Here is a 14,511-nt window from a genome sequence, read left to right as displayed (position 1 = left end):
CTATTTTGCGGCGATCAGTTCACCCTTGCCGTCGGCGCAGAGGTCGCCGAGGTGCCGCTCGATGCGCCGGGAAGCCAGCGCCGCGAAAGGCCCGCCGTGCCGCGCGAGATCGCGCGCCAACAGTTGCCAGATGACATCCGCCGATGCGATGGCGGGAACGAATGTCGCTGCAGGTTCAAAGCTATCGGAAGACGACAACACCACGCTGCCACGCCGCATCCCATGGCCGACATGATTGCCGACGCTCCCGCCAACGGCGATCGTCCCGGCCACCATGCGCGACGCGAGGAAGTCGCCCGCGCGGCCATGCACGACCGCGCTGCCGCGTCGCATGCGGTCGCCGAAGCGCGCACCTGCGTTGCCCCTGACGACGAAGGTGCCACCGCGCATGCCGTCCATGCTGCCCGGCAGCGTGCTGGCCGCGAAGTCGCCCACATCGCCTTGCACGGTCAGGCGGCCACCTGCCATTTCGCATGCGGCAAGAAGGCCAGCGTCGCCTTCGACAAGCATCTCGCCTGCGCTCATGCAGCCACCAGCGTAGTGGCCGACAGGGCCCATGACCCGGAGGCTGCCACTCGCCATCTTCCAGCCGACGCGATCGAAGCGCGACAGATCGCCGTCGAAGCGCAGCGATTCGTCTTTGTCATGCGGCGTGACACTGAAGAACTCGGCCAGTGCGACAAAAGCGTTGCCATGGCCGACGGGGATTCGCTCCACCTCGGGAGCCGACATCCCGGCCAATGCGTCCGGCACCACGCCACGCAGATCGACCCGCAGCGTGGGCTGGGACTTGAGCGCGAGTCGCCAGCCGCTCATGGTCGCGCTCCACCGTCGAGCAGCTTGTGCAGATGGAAATGGAACGGCCCCAGCTTGCCCCCGTAGTTGCCCGCAGAAATACGCAGCAACCCCTTGGCCGCGCCAAGCGCCATGCCGGCCTCCATGCCCACGCGCATCGCCGCGCCCACGTCCGCTTCGGTCAAGCCGTCGATCACGATCTCCATCACGCAGCGCGTCTGCGGGGTCAACTCGCTGCCAGCCACCAGGCCGTAGAGACTTGGGCAGAACGCATCGTTGGTCGATGCACTGAGTGCTGCGTACTTGCTGCCCACCTTCGAGCCCGAACGGACCACGCCGCCGGGGAACGGCATGATCACGTTGGGCAGCGTCTTCATCGCCAGCACCGCAGCCTCCGCGACGGCCAGTGCGCTGTCGGTGTCGGTGCACAACAGCAGCAGGTTGCCACCGCCCACGCCCTTGACCACGGCGGTGGTCTCCTGCGCCACGAACTCGCCATCCATCACCGGCACGCGCCAGTACCGAACGCCGTCGATCACCTTGGACATCTGCCAGCCATCGCCGAAGAAGCGCAGGTTCTTGCCCAATGCGATCGCCTCGCCCTCCGTGATGCCGGCGTAGACCGCGGTCGTCGGGCAGGTGAGCACGCATTGGCCGACGCGGCGCTCGACCTGCTTGGCCAGTTCCTTGCCCGACATTGCGAACAGCAGCACGCTGAGGCCGGGGCGGCCGTCGGGTGTCTCCGTGGGAGCGAGTTCACGCTCGATGCCAGCCTCGCAGCCACAGCCGATGACCGACGTGGCCAGGCCCGTCGCCGACGCGGCCGCGTGGCGCGCCCAGGTGAGGTTGTGCGCGGTGATGACGATGCGCGTGGCCTTCATGGGGAAGGCCTCGGCGAAGGTGTCGTCGATCTGGACGCCGTTGCGCATGAAGGCTTCACTCATGCCTGGCCTTTGAAACACTCGGCCGGCAACAACCGCCCGCCATTGCAGCAACTGCACAACTCGTCGCGGCTCATCGCGATGTGATCGAAGTTCACCGAGCCATGCGCGGCGAGGTGCTTGCGCAAGGTCTTCTCGATGCCACGGTCGTAGTCGGGCTCGACGAAGTGCGTGCCGCCGACAGGCACCGCCGTGATCTTGCCGCCGCGCGCCACCATCGCGCCATCCTTGAAGACGTACTCCGGCGTCGCGAACATCGCCTCGCGATCGGCCTGTTCACGGTACACGGCAATGTCCGCCGCCGCGCCAACACCCAGGTGCCCCCGGTCCACCAGCCCGAGCAGCCGCGCAGGCGCAGCGCGAGTCATGATGGCGATCTCGTTCAAGGTCAGTTCACGCGTGATCGACTTCAGCGCGCAGTTGGCCGCCACCTCCGGATGCAGCTTGGCGAGTTGCTCCTCGCGGAAGCTCCGGTCCATCAGCAGGCGGATGAGGTGCGGATAGCTGGTGAACGGCCCGCCATTCGGATGGTCGGTGGTCAGCACCACGCGCCAGGGATCGTTGACCAGCAGGAAGATCTCCAGGCCGATGACCCATTGCAAGGCATTCACATAGCTCTGCTCGCGGTATTTGAACGGCACCACACCGCATCCGGCCTCGCATTCGATGTCGCTGCCGATCCACTTGCGCGGGTTCGCGAAGCCGGACTGCGCATGCTGGCGCATCGTGTCGGCCGAGGTCGTGACGGTCTGGCCGAACATGATCTGGCCGACGTCGATGCTGACGTTCGGATGGGCATTGACCGCGTCGGCCAATTGCAGGGCCGCCGATGAGAATTTCTTCGGCCCGTCCGTGCCGTAGGCGTGGAACTGCACATGCGTCAGGTGCGCAGGGAGGCCTTCGAGCGCACGGATAGTCTCCAGCGTCGATTCGATGTTGCCGGCGACGCCGAGGTTGCTGCCGTGGATGTGCAGCGGATGCGGCACGCCGAGTTCGCGCAAGGCACGGGTCAGCGTCTGCACCACCTGGCGCGGCGTCACCTGCCAATGGACATGCGGCTCGTCGACATCGAGCTTGCGCTGGTTGAACTTGAAGGCCGAGATGCCGGCCGGGTTGACCACCTTCACACCCATCGCCTTGGTGGCATGGATCGTCCAGGCCATGTAGTCGCGGATGGTCTCGTAGTTGCGCCCACCCTCCCCACCCTCGGCCAGCAGCTGGAGGAACAACTCGTCGTTGCCGAGCATCACGTAGGCGCCGTGGTCGAGGATCGGCGTGTCGCCCATTTCCATGTGCGCCTGGCGTGCGTTGCTGGCGATCATCGCGGGCTCGAAGGCGGCCGTGTAGCCCATCTCGACATAGCGATAGCCCGTGGCCAGCGTGCCGGGCGTGCAGCCGCCGCAGGAGGCCAGTTCCAGCGCGTTGGCCGGCAACCCGAACGGGTCGCCATTGGCGCGCTGCAGCTCCGGCATCAACAGGCGCGCGAGGTTGGTCTTGCCGCCGCCGATATGGGTGTGCATGTCGATGCCGCCGGCCATCACGATGCAACCGCTGGCATCGATGTCCTTGTCGACCGTCGCGCGCGGGTCGAATGCAAGCGAGATGCGCCCGTCCTCCACACACAGGTCGCGCACCGCTTCATCCGGCCGCGTCGGGTCGATGACGCGGGCGCCGCGCAGGCGCAGGCTGCTCATGCGGCACTCCTTGCGCGACGGGCTCGCACGGCAGTCGTCAGGTCAGCAAGTACATCGGCCAGCGTCGGCAGCGTGTCGCGATAGAGCGCTGTCAGTGGCAGCACCGCGCCACCATCGGTGCGAATGAGATGGCCGGGCGACCCGATCCCAGGAGTCGACACCGGAATGAAAACGCCGCCAGCCCGCGCCGCTGAAGAGGCCAGCCAGGGGTGCCCCATCACGATCAGCGGCAGCGTGGTCGGCGGCGGCGCGCAGCCGGCATCGAAGCTCGACACCCACAGCAGGCTGTCCACCGCGCCGTCGTCCAGCAGGCGCTGCGCGCCGAAGCACAGTGGCTCGTGCTCGAGGCCGGCCGGCCCGGCACGCGAGCGCAAGGGCAGGCCCGACAGCCAGGTGAAGACCTCGTTGACCGTTCGCGCGCCGTTGCCGCCGCCAAGCCACATCGCGGCGGCCCGTGTGCTGGCGTTGAGCTTGGCGACGACGCGGCCGACCGCTTCGACGATCAGTTCGCCTTGCGACGGAAGGCGACCCACCTGCCCGACGATCACCGCATAACGCGCCGCACGCAGCCGCCCGACCAGCGCTTCGAGCGCAGGCGGCACCTCGCGCGCTGCTCGCCCCGCGACACGCGCAGCCAGCAGCCCCACCGTCGCAAACAAGTCCCCTCGCAGCGGCACCGTTTCAGTCGTCACACCGGAGCGCCGGCCCAACGCCGCAAGCGCTTCCCTTTCAATGCCCGTGCCGCCCAGCAGCACCACATGCCGCTGCGGCACCACGGCCTCGCCCACGCCGCAGCGATCGAAGAACCCGTCGGCCTCGCCATCCGGAAGCCCGCCCACGCAGACGATCAGGTCGGCCCGGTTGCGCACCTCGGCCAGCGTGGTCGTGAAGCCGCCGCGATCCTGCAGCGCGCGAACCCCCTGCATCAGCGCGTCGCCATCGGCCGCATCGCAGATCGCACCGGTCGCGCAGGCCAGTCGATACAGGGCACGCGCGCCCGCCACGTCGGTCCCCAAGCCGCCGAACAGCGGCTGGCCGCTGCCCGCCAGGATGCCGGCTGCCGCTTCAACAGCGTGGGCCAGTTCGCAGTCCTTGCCATCGACCTGCGGCTTGGCGCTCGAGGGGCTTGCCGGAAATCGGGCGAGCCCTGCGCGCGCGCCAGGGCACTCGCCTTCAGCCAGCTCTAGCGCCGCCCCCACACGCACGCCCAGGTCGCCGCAAAGCAGCACGCAGAACGGACAGGTCCATCGTGTCAACTCCCCTCGGGCGGCAGGGACGGCTTCGTTCATTTGGTTCAAGGCAGCAAGCGACGTGCCACGACCGGGGCTGCGCTGGCAGCAGACACCGGCATGCGCGGTCCACCCCTCAACGATCAGAAGCGAGACACTGTGTCGCGCTCATGTTGCAGTTCTAGCCGCGCGCGTGTCACTGGAGCGCAAGGCCCACCGCCGATTGCGCTGGCACGAATCGTGATGCAGCAAGTGCATGAGGCCGGGCACCCCATTTCACCCATGCGCGCACAGGATGCCGCGGCGTCCCTGCTTCCGTCAGCGGCGCACGCGGGGCAGCCCCCCGTCGTGCAGCGCACTGGCCACCAGCCAGGCCCCGGCGCCGGCCTCGCGCGCTTGCGCCAGGTCGCTTTCATTGCGGATGCCGCCAGCACCGACGACAAAGGTCGACGGGGACTTTCTTCGTACATCGGCCAGTGTCTGCAGGTCGGGGCCGGTGCCGGCACCGACGCGCTCCAGCGTCATCACGATCACGCGGCGCGGCCACAGCGCGGGCGCATCCCAGCATCCGGCCGCGTCCAGCCGCTGGCCATCACGGCGGTCCAGCGAGAGCACGCCCTCCTCGCCGGATCGCGTGTCGCCAAAGCACTGCGCAAGCGCCTCGCGAGATGCCAGCGATTCGCTGCCGAACACCGGCACCACGCGACTTGCCGCATCGCCGAGTTCAAGCCGGAGCGCTTCAGCCGCGTGTGCGCTCGCGAAGCCGGCGTCCAGCCACAGTTCCAGCGAGGGCAAGGCTTGCAACAGGGTGCGCAGCACTGCTGCCTGGGCCGGGCGCCCCAGCAAGGCGTCGAGGTCGGCCACGTACAGCTGCTGCGTCGCGCAGTGCTCGCAGAGGATGCTTGCCACGGTGACCGGGTCGCTGCTGCCGCACAGCGGTGACACGATGGGTCGGTAGGACTGGCGGTCGCCGCGCACGGCGCGCACCACCTGGCCCTGCATGAGGTCGATGACGGGAATGAGGTTCATGTCGAACAGACGAACGAATGGAGGAGCATCAGGGTCATGAAGCGGATCTTCGTCTACGAACACCTGAGCGCCGGTGGAGAGTTGGCGGGCGAGTTGTCGGCGGCGCACAGCGCTGACGCCGATGCGCTCCTCGCCATGGGCCGGCAGATGCGCGATGCCATCGTTGTCGACCTGCTGGGGCTCGAAAATTATGGCGTGACGGTGGCCACATGCAAGCGCGCGTCGCAGGTGCCGCGCCCGGCGCATGCGGTGCTTGCGCAGGACGGCGAGTCCGCTTTCGAGTTCGTCGCGCGCCAGAGCCTGGCGCATGACCTGGCCTGGGTCATCGCGCCGGAGACCGATGGCTTGCTGTCGCGCTTTCGCCAATGTGTCACCCATGGCCGGTGGCTGGGCTGTGATGTCCCGGCGATCGCGCTCACGACCAGCAAGCGCCGAACCCTGTTGCGGCTGGCGGATGCCGGCATCGCCACCCCGCTGGCCTTCGAAGGCACGACCGGGATCAACCGCTGGGTGATGAAGCCCGACGATGGCGCCGGCGCCACGGCGACGCGTCTGCACCGCACACTCGCATCGGCGGTCATCGCATCGAGGTGCACGCTCGCCAACGCCGCCATGGAAGTCGAGCCCTGGGTCGAAGGCGAAGCGCTGAGCCTGTCACTGCTTTGCAGCCGCGAGGGCGCCCGGTTGCTGAGCGTCAACCGCCAGCAGCTGGACATCGACGCACAGGGCACCGTGTCGTTTCTCGGCGTCGCAGTGAATGTCATGGCCCGTGCCGATCCCCGCTTTGCCGCTTTGAGCGCGCTGGCTGAAAGCATCGGCGAGGCCATTCCGGGGCTGCGCGGCTTTGTCGGCGTCGATGTCGTCTGGCACCTGCAGCGCGGCCCGGTGGTGATCGAGATCAATCCGCGCGTGACCTGCGCCTATGCCGGCTTGTCGGCTTCGCTGGGCCGCAACCTGGCGCGCGAAGTGATCGATGCGCACGACCACGCGGACGCCATGGCCCCGGCCCCGGGGATGGCGCATGCCTGAGCGCACCGTCATCGGCTGGGACATCGGCGGGGCCCACGTCAAGGCCTGCATGCTGCAGGGCGGCGAAGTGCGCGACGTGGCGCAGTGGCCCTGCCCGCTGTGGCTGGGCATGGACCGGCTCGATGCCGTGCTGAACGAGGCACGCGCGCGCTGGCACGGGATGCCGGCGGCGCGGCACGCAGTCACGATGACCGGCGAGATGGTCGACCTGTTCGCCAATCGCGAAGACGGCGTGTGCAGGATCGCGGGCGAACTGGCGCGCTCGCTCGAGGTGCCCGCCGCTTCAGCCCGCGACGCCGGCTCGCTGCATTTCTTCGCCGGCGATTCCGGCTGGGGCCGGGTCGCCGAAGTCCCGGCCATGTGGGATGCCATCGCATCGGCCAACTGGCTCGCCACCGCGCGCCATGCCGCGCTGCGCTTCGACACCGGCGTGCTGGTGGACATCGGCAGCACCACCACCGACCTGATCGCCTTCCGGCACGGTCGCGTGCTGGCGCCGGACCGCACCGATGCACAGCGCCTAGCCAGCGGGGAACTGGTCTACCACGGTGTCGTGCGTACCCCGCTGTGTGCGCTGGCCCATCGCATCGACTGGCGCGGCACGCCGCACAACGTGATGAACGAATTCTTCGCGACCACGGCCGACGTCTACCGGCTGACCGGCGAACTCGACCCGGCGCACGACCAGCATCCGAGCGCCGACAACGCGCCCAAGGACCTCGACGCCACCCGCCAGCGCCTGGCCCGCATGATCGGCCTGGACCGGCGCGATGCATCGGACAATGAATGGCTGGCCTTCGCGCACCGATGGCGGGCCGCACAGGTCACGCTGCTGGCCGCGGAGATGCGCCGCGTGACCCTGATGCACGGTCTGGACGAAGAAGCGGTGATCGTCAGCGCAGGCTGCGGCGCGTTCCTGGTCGGCGACGTGCTTGCGCAAGCCGCGGCCGGTGATCGCTTGCCGCAGCGGCCCGCCCACCGCCAGCTCGCCTATGGCCGCGACGTCGCCCGCATCTCGGCGCATGCCGACGCGGACCGCCGCGCGATGCAGGACTGGGCCCAGGTCTGCGCACCCAGCGTGGCCGTGGCTGCGCTCTTCGACATGGACCAGTGACCATGTGGATCGTGAAGCTCGGCGGCAGCCTGACCAGCAACCCCCTGCTGCCCGCATGGCTCAGCCTGCTGGCCGATTGCGGCGGCGGTCGCGTCATCGTGGTCTGCGGCGGAGGCGCCTTCGGCGATGCGGTGCGCCAGGCCCAGTCGCACTGGCGTTTCGACGACCTCAACGCCCACAACATGGCCATCCTTGCGATGGCGCAGACCGCCTACCTCATGCACGGCCTGAACCCCGCGCTGCAACTGGTGCGAACCAAGACCGACATCCGCCGCGTGCTGCACAAGGGCCAGACCGCCCTGTGGCTGCCCTTCGAACTGCAACGCGAACGCAACACCGCGCAGACCAGCTGGGACGTCACCTCCGACAGCATCGCACTCGAACTCGCGCAACGGCTGAACGCGGAGCGGCTCGTGGTGGTGAAGTCATGTGCGATCGACCCGCGACTGAGCCTGACGCAACTGACCGAGGCCGGGATCGTGGATCGGAGCTTCGGCAGCCTGTCGGAAGGCGCGGCCTTTCCGATCGATGTCGTTCGGCATGATGAGTTGGAGCGGATCAGGGGGTTGCTGCTGGGAGGGGTGCGGTTTGTTGAAACCTGATGGCGCCTTCAGGTCAGCGGGGCGAGGAGGCGAGCAGCAAAAAAGGGTTTGCGTGGAGTCTGTCCTGAATTTTGTGTTTGAGGAATAGCATGACAGCGAGCTCAAAGACCCGGAGTCTTGCCACGCTCATAAATGACCAAGTCGCCCAGTTCGATACGATAGGTGAAACATCGGCATAGGTGAACATGGGTCGCAGCCTAAGTTTGACATGCGGGGCAGCCGACAGAAGGTGAAGGCGGCGGCTGGATGTCCGCGCCCTCGCTCGTCGCAGGCTCAATTCGTTGGCCTAGCCGCCTTTTAGGCGCCTCTGCAGTTCCGAGTTTCCGCCCCACTTAGCGAACCGCTTGGCCCCTTCTGTAGCAATAAGTTCGGGAGTGATATGTCCCGAGAGCTGCGAGTCTGGAATGACTATGTACACAATTCCCTTGCTTGTGCCGCCTGAGCGCGCGTCTACAGACAAACCAAGTTGGGCCGCGAGAGCAATAGAACCCTCTCCATAGTGTCCCGCCGGCCCCAAGTCTCCAACGACTGCGTAAGCTATTCTTTGATTTTCTCGGTTGAACACAATACACAAATCACCGAGCTTCATACCGAAAAAATGATATTCCCGCGCCGGGAGGACAACGTATGGAACGGTGAGCGGGTCAAGGGCGCTTCTCGTATCGGGTTGGACAAGAGCAGTATTTTCGGTTCGATTTCGGTACTTGCTACAGTCCCCGCTACAGGCTCCGTCAGCAGTAATTCGCATGCCTGCTTCGAAATAGGTCAAATCCACTGTTCCGCGCGTCGATAGTCCGGTTGCCGACGGCAAATTTGGGCCTGTCCCTGGCTTCCGATTCGCAAGAAATTCGCTCAAATTGCTCTTCAAGCCAGCATCCAGTATAAGTCCTGCACTCACGAGGAAGCGCAAGTTGTCGGCCGCTTTGTCTGGATCCCCGGTTTTGATCATCTCGAGAATGCGAGCCTGCTCCGATTTTTGCGCCTCAAGCTCCCGTTGAAACTGTCCATTGGTGAACGAAACAATGGCGTTTCCTGCGCCTGCGACGGCAGCGGCAAAGACTCCTACAACCAGCGGATTGCGCCAGCGCGACGCGTTGAGTTCCGCTTCCTTGAGTTTGAGTTCAGCTTCCTTGGTTGCCTGCTCGCGCTCTTTGGCGAGAAGCTCGCGCTGACGTGCACTCTTCTCGAACTCCCACCTTTCTAAATCCGACACGGAGCTTTGCTGAGCAGCCGAACAGTCGGCAGGTGTGTGAGTCTCTTCGCCAGATGGTGTCATGTGGGGGACGACGCTATGTTTGGAAAAGGGGGACAACGTTTGAGTTGAGCCGCCCGCATTGGCGCAGCGCAATACCCCAGAATCAATGACGAGCAACTGCACTACGCCGCAGCAAGTGCCTCGAACGGAGGGTTAGGCGGCACGTGGAAAGTCTATATGAGCGCGACGATGCTTTACGTGAACATTTTGCAATACAAAGGCACATTATTAGCAGCGGCCTTCTCTTTTGCGACAACAGTCGACTCTTGCAAATCCTGGAGCGAATGATCCAGCCTCCGAATTTCAATTTCAATGGTCTCTAGGCGCCGAGCAAGTATGTCAGATGTCGTCTCGCCGGGAGGTAGCGGTGGGCTTGAGCCAAAGATTTCGCGCAAACCAGCGTAAAGTTTCTGATGTCTACCCTGATTGCGGGCTTTATCAAGCATTCGCCCAAGGTCGTTTGCATATGCCTGCATTGTTGGGGGGCCACCAATAGAACCTTTAAGCAAAACAAGTGCATCCCCGGGTGCGATCAATTCTTTAGTGGGCCAATACCAAACCGGACCTTCAGGCTCAAAGCCGGATGAAACCAATATTGCATACCATTTTTGTTCAAAGCCGGCCACATTTATATTTAGCTGAGACCTTTCTGCCAATACAAGGGCTCGGTTAGCGTTTTGAATGATTTCCTCAGCCTTTTTTTCATTGCGGACGTCGCGTAGATAATCCAAATTTAAGCCGATTAGGCTTTGTACCGCACTTTTAGCAATCCTAGCATCTCCAATTTGAGCCACCAGTAGCTTTGACGCCTGTTCGGAGCGGGCTAATTGATTCCGCACGTCGATATTAATACTCAGCTTGGAGTCGCAATAGGGCACAACAAATGCAACTATCGATGCCCACAGGGCAAGTGCACCCAATATGAGACCGGCAACTTGGTTTAATGTGGAAAACGACTTGATCATGCGTCTACCTATATTCTGGGGTGAAACGAATGAGTTTGAGAGTCTTTGGACTTCACTCCGCCAGCGTTGTAACTCCAATACCCATCGACGAATTGGCGTGCACGTGGCGAGCCATTTGCCACGTATTTCAAGTAGCCCTCGTACTCCGGTTGTGAGGGTTGTTCCGCCTTGTGCTCAGTCCAAAACCGAAATGACAAGAACTCGGCCAAAACAGCAACACCGCACGCGACCAGCACGCCCCATCGGCGTAAGAACGACTTTGGCTGTGTTGAATACATGTGCTCAACAGATGACAAGCATCCTACCCAGCCATGCCGCCCATTCCAAGCGTGCTGGCCTCGCATGGCAAAACTTCCCCACGTGGGCAAAGTTTCAAAAGCCTTTGGCAACCTAAAGATTCCCGAATGCGGCCGTCCGTTCCTGCGCTGTGCCTTACGCATGCACGAGAGCGGCCGCAGAATGCCCGCGCATCAGCACGCAGAGCGCGCGCAGCCGCTGTGAATCCAGCGCGGTGCTTCGATCACCCACGCAGACTGCCGTCCTGAATCCCGCGAAATCAGGGTCGAGCGTGTGCAGTAGCGGCGCGTGCATCGCCCGGAGCGCCCCCGCCAAGCCCGCTATCGACCCGCCCTTGCGAACGGCTTTAACGAAGTCCCGCAGCGCCTCCATCGAAAGCACATCGAACAGGCTCCCAGCTCGCTTGTCAAACGTGTCAGCCATCACACCAGGGAAACCCAGCGCACAGGCGTGGGCCACATGGGCCATGTCCAAGCCCCTGTCGGCAATGAACACCGGCACGATGGGCCAGTCGCTCGCCGCGAGCGCATCCAGCACTTCCAACGCCAGCGGATCGCGCTCGATCCCCACCTTCACATAGTCCACACCGCAAGCACCGACGGCATCGACACAGGCCGCGATGCGTCGCGTCTCATGCATCGGCACATCCCCGATGGTCGCGCTCACGGCCAAGTCGCTGCGATGCCGGCGCAACGCGGCGACGATCTCGCGGATGGTCGCCACCGGCAGGCCGCCCAGCGCACCCGCGCCTGGCTCCTTCAGGTCGATGAAGTCGGCGCCGCCGTCCGCGGCCAGCAAGGCTTCCTCGACGCTTCGAACGCTGACGAGCAGTTTCATGACGATCCTCGTGTGGTCTCGGCGGTGGAGGAAGTGGCTCGCTCACGGTGCCGCCGCACCGCATCGACCAGCCAGCCCCAGGCCTCGTGCTCCCCCGGGCCGGCCGTCTTGTCGATGGCGATCTGCAGGTAGGCCATCTCGCTGTCGATCTTCTGCGGCGGCAGCATGTGCAGACGACTCACCAGCACCGCGCCTTCAAGCACGGCGGCCTGCGCGCGGTTGAAGCCGGTGAAGCTGGCATGCACGACCTCATGGACGCGCGCCATGTTCAGCACGGGGCGTTGTGCATCGTCGGTCATATCGCTCAAGGTCAGCTCCACATGGCTCAACGCGCAATCCAGCCGAACACCCGCGATCCGCTCCGCCGGCTGCGTCGGCCAATCGCGGCGGCCGGTCACGCAGCCAGCGAACACACGGGTATCGGTCACGATGTTGAGCACCGCGCAACGCGTCGCGATGATGTTGTCGAAGGTGGTCGAGGGCCGGAAGGGCATCAGCACGACGTGCTCGCCGCGGTAGCGCACGCCCATCGGCGCGACGTGCTTGCGGCCGTCGGGCGCGAGCGTGGTCACCACGGTCTCGAAGATCACATCGTTCATTTCAAGTACCCATTCGGCTCGTCCGAAATCTCTACGCGTTCGCCAGTCTTCTTCGGGTTCATCGGCTCCTCGGTGGTCTCGTGTCGCGCCAGCGTCGTACCGGGCGCGCACCAAGCGTTTGAGTCCTCGGCAACACGCTCGACGGCGCAACCCCAGTCCAGCGGCTGGTCCTGCACATAGCGCTTGCCGAGCTTGTGCGCGATCTCCGCATGCGCCAGTTCCACGCCCATGTAGAAGGCATGGGCCGCATCGTCTTCGAGCCCGAGTTGCGGCCACAGCTCGAAGGCGCCCTGCCCCGTGCGCAGGCCGTCGCGGTTGTAGACATGCAGGCCGCGAGCGGACACCTGCACGCGGAAGTTGGAGTCGCGCACCTGCGCGGCGGTTGCGCCGATCTCCTCCGGCGTGTCGAGGAAGGGGCGCTTGGCATGCACGGTCATCAGCGCGTCGCTCATGCCCTTGGGCAGGGTCTGGTGGCGGCGCGCGGCATGCATGATCCGCCGCGCCCAGTCGGCCTCCTTGACGGCACGGCGCGCATGGTTGCTGACCTGCGTGGTGAGCACTGCGGCCACGTCGAGCTCGGCGCAGATGCCGAACAGCAAGGCGTTGATGCCGCTGGTGTCCGCTTCGGTCAGCTCGGTCAGGTTGCCCACACCCATCATGATCGGTGCTTCGGGGAAGCGCTCGCGCAAGCGGTGATAGCGCACGAGTGAAGTGGCGAAGCCGAAGGGGATCGGCTCCAGGATCGGGTCGGCCAGGAACTCTCGGCCCTTGCGCTGCATGTGTTCGATGGCCTCGTACAACGAGGCTTCGTCGGAAGGCACGCGCGGGATCAGGATCGGCACCGACGCCACCTCGTCCGCCACCCAGAGCGTGTCGAGGTTCAGGCTCAGCAAGTAGTCCGCGCCGGCGCGCCCGCCACGCAGCAACTCGTCCGCATCGATCGAATCGACGCTGACGCCAAAGCCCTCGGCCTTCAGCGCCTGGATGCTCTCTTCGAGATGACCGAATTCCGTTTCCGGCAGGCAGCCCAGGTCGATGACATCGGCGCCATCGGCACGCAGGCTCGCCGCACGCGCCAGGATCGCGGCCACATCGAGGCGCGGCGCATCGACGATCTCGGCAAAGATCGCGACCTCGTAGTCGTCCAGCGTGATCGGGCTGGCGGCGCGGTTGAAGAACAGCGGTAGATCCTTCAGTTCCTCCGGCCCGCGCTGCACCGGAATGCCGAAGTGCTCCGACAGCGCCGCCATGTCGCCGCGGCAACGCCCAGGCACCACGATGCGATCGATGCCCGCCATCGGCAGCGCCACCCGGCGGCGGATCATGTCGGCGGTCATCAGGCCGGCCACCTGCAGGCCCAGGTCGCGCGCCTCCCAGGTGAAGGGCGCAGGCGCGATCTGCGCCAGCACCCGCTCCAGGCTCGGCCGCGCAAGATGCCCCGTCAGGAAGAGGATGTGTTCCATGCGAGCGCGAGTTCGTTCAGGCGGGCGTCGAGCGCCGCCTTCAGTTCCGCGGGCGAGGCGACGACCTGGCAGAAGTCGATCTGGCGCAGCCGTTCGACGTTGTCCAGCTCGATGCGGCGTGGCCGCAGCGTGACCCACTTGTGCGGCGACTTCGTCACCACCACCGGCTCGGTGTCGCACGCGAAGACGATGCCCGGGATGCCCAGCTTGCCGGCCTGCGCGAACATGTTGCTCGGCAGCGTGTCGCTGATGCCGAAGGCGCATTTCGCGACCGTGTTGCTGGTGGCGGGGGCGACGACGACCGTGTGATAGACATCGTCGTAAAGCATGCCGACCGGCACGCCGCTCGCGGTCTTGTCGCGGAAGACGCGAAAGCGCGGCTTCAGTTCGTCGACGTGGAGCTTGTAGATTTCCAGGACTTCCTCGCCGGCGGCGGAGAGGAACAGGTCGACGTTCGGCAGGCGCGCGGCCAGTGCCATCGACTCGTCGAGGAAATGCCCGGAGCCGGTGATGCACCAGGCGAAGCGGGAACGCGGCTTCGAGTGTTCGCCCAGCAGCCCGTCGCCAGGGGCAGCCCCGGCGACGTCGCTGATCTCTGTGGCTTCGCGGTGGTTGCTCTGGATGGGAGACCTCGGATGAACCTTGAATGGCGCCGAAGTCCC

General features: G+C 65.2%; 14 protein-coding genes. 3 read left to right on the top strand and 11 right to left on the bottom strand.

Annotation, left to right across the window (positions count from 1 at the left end; all coding sequences use genetic code 11):
- The 5 genes from WKW82_RS28625 to WKW82_RS28605 all read right to left on the bottom strand — a co-directional run bounded on the left by WKW82_RS28625 (nt 1) and on the right by WKW82_RS28605 (nt 5,688).
- Complete coding sequence (locus WKW82_RS28625) at nt 1-816, bottom strand: formylmethanofuran dehydrogenase subunit C (protein ID WP_340346029.1); 816 nt, start codon at nt 814-816, stop codon at nt 1-3.
- Entirely contained in the window at nt 813-1,739 is a 927-nt protein-coding gene (fhcD, locus tag WKW82_RS28620) for a formylmethanofuran--tetrahydromethanopterin N-formyltransferase (protein ID WP_340346028.1), read from the bottom strand. Before fhcD ends, WKW82_RS28625 begins: the two co-directional genes overlap by 4 nt.
- Entirely contained in the window at nt 1,736-3,430 is a 1,695-nt protein-coding gene (locus WKW82_RS28615) for a formylmethanofuran dehydrogenase subunit A (protein ID WP_340346027.1), read from the bottom strand. Before WKW82_RS28615 ends, fhcD begins: the two co-directional genes overlap by 4 nt.
- Nucleotides 3,427-4,719, bottom strand: a complete 1,293-nt coding sequence (locus WKW82_RS28610) for a molybdopterin-binding domain-containing protein (protein WP_340346026.1) — start codon at nt 4,717-4,719, stop codon at nt 3,427-3,429. Before WKW82_RS28610 ends, WKW82_RS28615 begins: the two co-directional genes overlap by 4 nt.
- Nucleotides 4,720-4,977: 258 nt before the next feature.
- Nucleotides 4,978-5,688: a HisA/HisF-related TIM barrel protein gene (locus WKW82_RS28605; protein ID WP_340346024.1), complete on the bottom strand. Its 711-nt coding sequence runs from the start codon at nt 5,686-5,688 to the stop codon at nt 4,978-4,980.
- Nucleotides 5,689-5,724: 36 nt separating this feature from the next.
- On the opposite strand from WKW82_RS28605, the gene WKW82_RS28600 reads away from it, so the two are divergent.
- The 3 genes from WKW82_RS28600 to WKW82_RS28590 are packed head-to-tail and all read left to right on the top strand — an operon-like array spanning nt 5,725 to nt 8,433.
- Nucleotides 5,725-6,717 carry an ATP-grasp domain-containing protein gene (locus WKW82_RS28600; RefSeq protein ID WP_340346022.1) on the top strand — a complete coding sequence of 331 codons (993 nt, stop codon included), beginning with the start codon at nt 5,725-5,727 and terminating at the stop codon, nt 6,715-6,717.
- The gene (locus WKW82_RS28595; protein WP_340346021.1) at nt 6,710-7,831 is read left to right on the top strand and encodes a hydantoinase/oxoprolinase family protein; all 1,122 of its coding nucleotides are present in this window, start codon (nt 6,710-6,712) and stop codon (nt 7,829-7,831) included. The genes WKW82_RS28600 and WKW82_RS28595 overlap by 8 nt, the downstream gene beginning before the upstream one ends.
- A 2-nt stretch (nt 7,832-7,833) precedes the next feature.
- Nucleotides 7,834-8,433 carry an amino acid kinase family protein gene (locus tag WKW82_RS28590; protein WP_340346163.1) on the top strand — a complete coding sequence of 200 codons (600 nt, stop codon included), beginning with the start codon at nt 7,834-7,836 and terminating at the stop codon, nt 8,431-8,433.
- A gap of 286 nt (nt 8,434-8,719) precedes the next feature.
- On the opposite strand, the gene WKW82_RS28585 is transcribed toward WKW82_RS28590, so the two are convergent.
- The 6 genes from WKW82_RS28585 to WKW82_RS28560 all read right to left on the bottom strand — a co-directional run bounded on the left by WKW82_RS28585 (nt 8,720) and on the right by WKW82_RS28560 (nt 14,442).
- A complete protein-coding gene (locus tag WKW82_RS28585) occupies nt 8,720-9,646 on the bottom strand; it encodes a glycoside hydrolase family 75 protein (protein WP_340346020.1) in 927 nt (308 codons plus the stop codon).
- A gap of 236 nt (nt 9,647-9,882) precedes the next feature.
- A complete protein-coding gene (locus WKW82_RS28580; RefSeq protein ID WP_340346019.1) occupies nt 9,883-10,653 on the bottom strand; it encodes a hypothetical protein in 771 nt (256 codons plus the stop codon).
- 432 nt (nt 10,654-11,085) lie between these two features.
- Nucleotides 11,086-11,787 (bottom strand): (5-formylfuran-3-yl)methyl phosphate synthase, encoded by a 702-nt coding sequence (locus tag WKW82_RS28575; protein WP_340346018.1) that lies wholly within the window; start codon nt 11,785-11,787, stop codon nt 11,086-11,088.
- Entirely contained in the window at nt 11,784-12,386 is a 603-nt protein-coding gene (locus WKW82_RS28570; RefSeq protein ID WP_340346017.1) for a DUF447 domain-containing protein, read from the bottom strand. Before WKW82_RS28570 ends, WKW82_RS28575 begins: the two co-directional genes overlap by 4 nt.
- A complete protein-coding gene (locus WKW82_RS28565) occupies nt 12,383-13,849 on the bottom strand; it encodes a DUF6513 domain-containing protein (protein WP_340346016.1) in 1,467 nt (488 codons plus the stop codon). Before WKW82_RS28565 ends, WKW82_RS28570 begins: the two co-directional genes overlap by 4 nt.
- Nucleotides 13,828-14,442, bottom strand: a complete 615-nt coding sequence (locus tag WKW82_RS28560; RefSeq protein ID WP_422823622.1) for a flavoprotein — start codon at nt 14,440-14,442, stop codon at nt 13,828-13,830. Before WKW82_RS28560 ends, WKW82_RS28565 begins: the two co-directional genes overlap by 22 nt.
- Between the last annotated feature and the right edge of the window lie 69 nt (nt 14,443-14,511).

It is taken from the genome of Variovorax rhizosphaerae, from assembly GCF_037889975.1.
In the GTDB taxonomy this organism is placed as follows: domain Bacteria; phylum Pseudomonadota; class Gammaproteobacteria; order Burkholderiales; family Burkholderiaceae_C; genus Variovorax; species Variovorax rhizosphaerae.
This window is presented reverse-complemented; position numbering and strand designations above follow the sequence as displayed.

What these genes read in the sequence shown, in the direction of transcription:
- WKW82_RS28610 (WP_340346026.1), bottom strand. Translation starts at nt 4,719, where the DNA reads ATGAACGAAGCCGTCCCTGCCGCCCGAGGGGAGTTGACACGATGGACC.
- WKW82_RS28600 (WP_340346022.1), top strand. Translation starts at nt 5,725, where the DNA reads ATGAAGCGGATCTTCGTCTACGAACACCTGAGCGCCGGTGGAGAGTTG.
- WKW82_RS28625 (WP_340346029.1), bottom strand. Translation starts at nt 816, where the DNA reads ATGAGCGGCTGGCGACTCGCGCTCAAGTCCCAGCCCACGCTGCGGGTC.
- WKW82_RS28575 (WP_340346018.1), bottom strand. Translation starts at nt 11,787, where the DNA reads ATGAAACTGCTCGTCAGCGTTCGAAGCGTCGAGGAAGCCTTGCTGGCC.
- WKW82_RS28595 (WP_340346021.1), top strand. Translation starts at nt 6,710, where the DNA reads ATGCCTGAGCGCACCGTCATCGGCTGGGACATCGGCGGGGCCCACGTC.
- fhcD (WP_340346028.1), bottom strand. Translation starts at nt 1,739, where the DNA reads ATGAGTGAAGCCTTCATGCGCAACGGCGTCCAGATCGACGACACCTTC.
- WKW82_RS28615 (WP_340346027.1), bottom strand. Translation starts at nt 3,430, where the DNA reads ATGAGCAGCCTGCGCCTGCGCGGCGCCCGCGTCATCGACCCGACGCGG.
- WKW82_RS28580 (WP_340346019.1), bottom strand. Translation starts at nt 10,653, where the DNA reads ATGATCAAGTCGTTTTCCACATTAAACCAAGTTGCCGGTCTCATATTG.
- WKW82_RS28565 (WP_340346016.1), bottom strand. Translation starts at nt 13,849, where the DNA reads ATGGAACACATCCTCTTCCTGACGGGGCATCTTGCGCGGCCGAGCCTG.
- WKW82_RS28570 (WP_340346017.1), bottom strand. Translation starts at nt 12,386, where the DNA reads ATGAACGATGTGATCTTCGAGACCGTGGTGACCACGCTCGCGCCCGAC.
- WKW82_RS28605 (WP_340346024.1), bottom strand. Translation starts at nt 5,688, where the DNA reads ATGAACCTCATTCCCGTCATCGACCTCATGCAGGGCCAGGTGGTGCGC.
- WKW82_RS28590 (WP_340346163.1), top strand. Translation starts at nt 7,834, where the DNA reads ATGTGGATCGTGAAGCTCGGCGGCAGCCTGACCAGCAACCCCCTGCTG.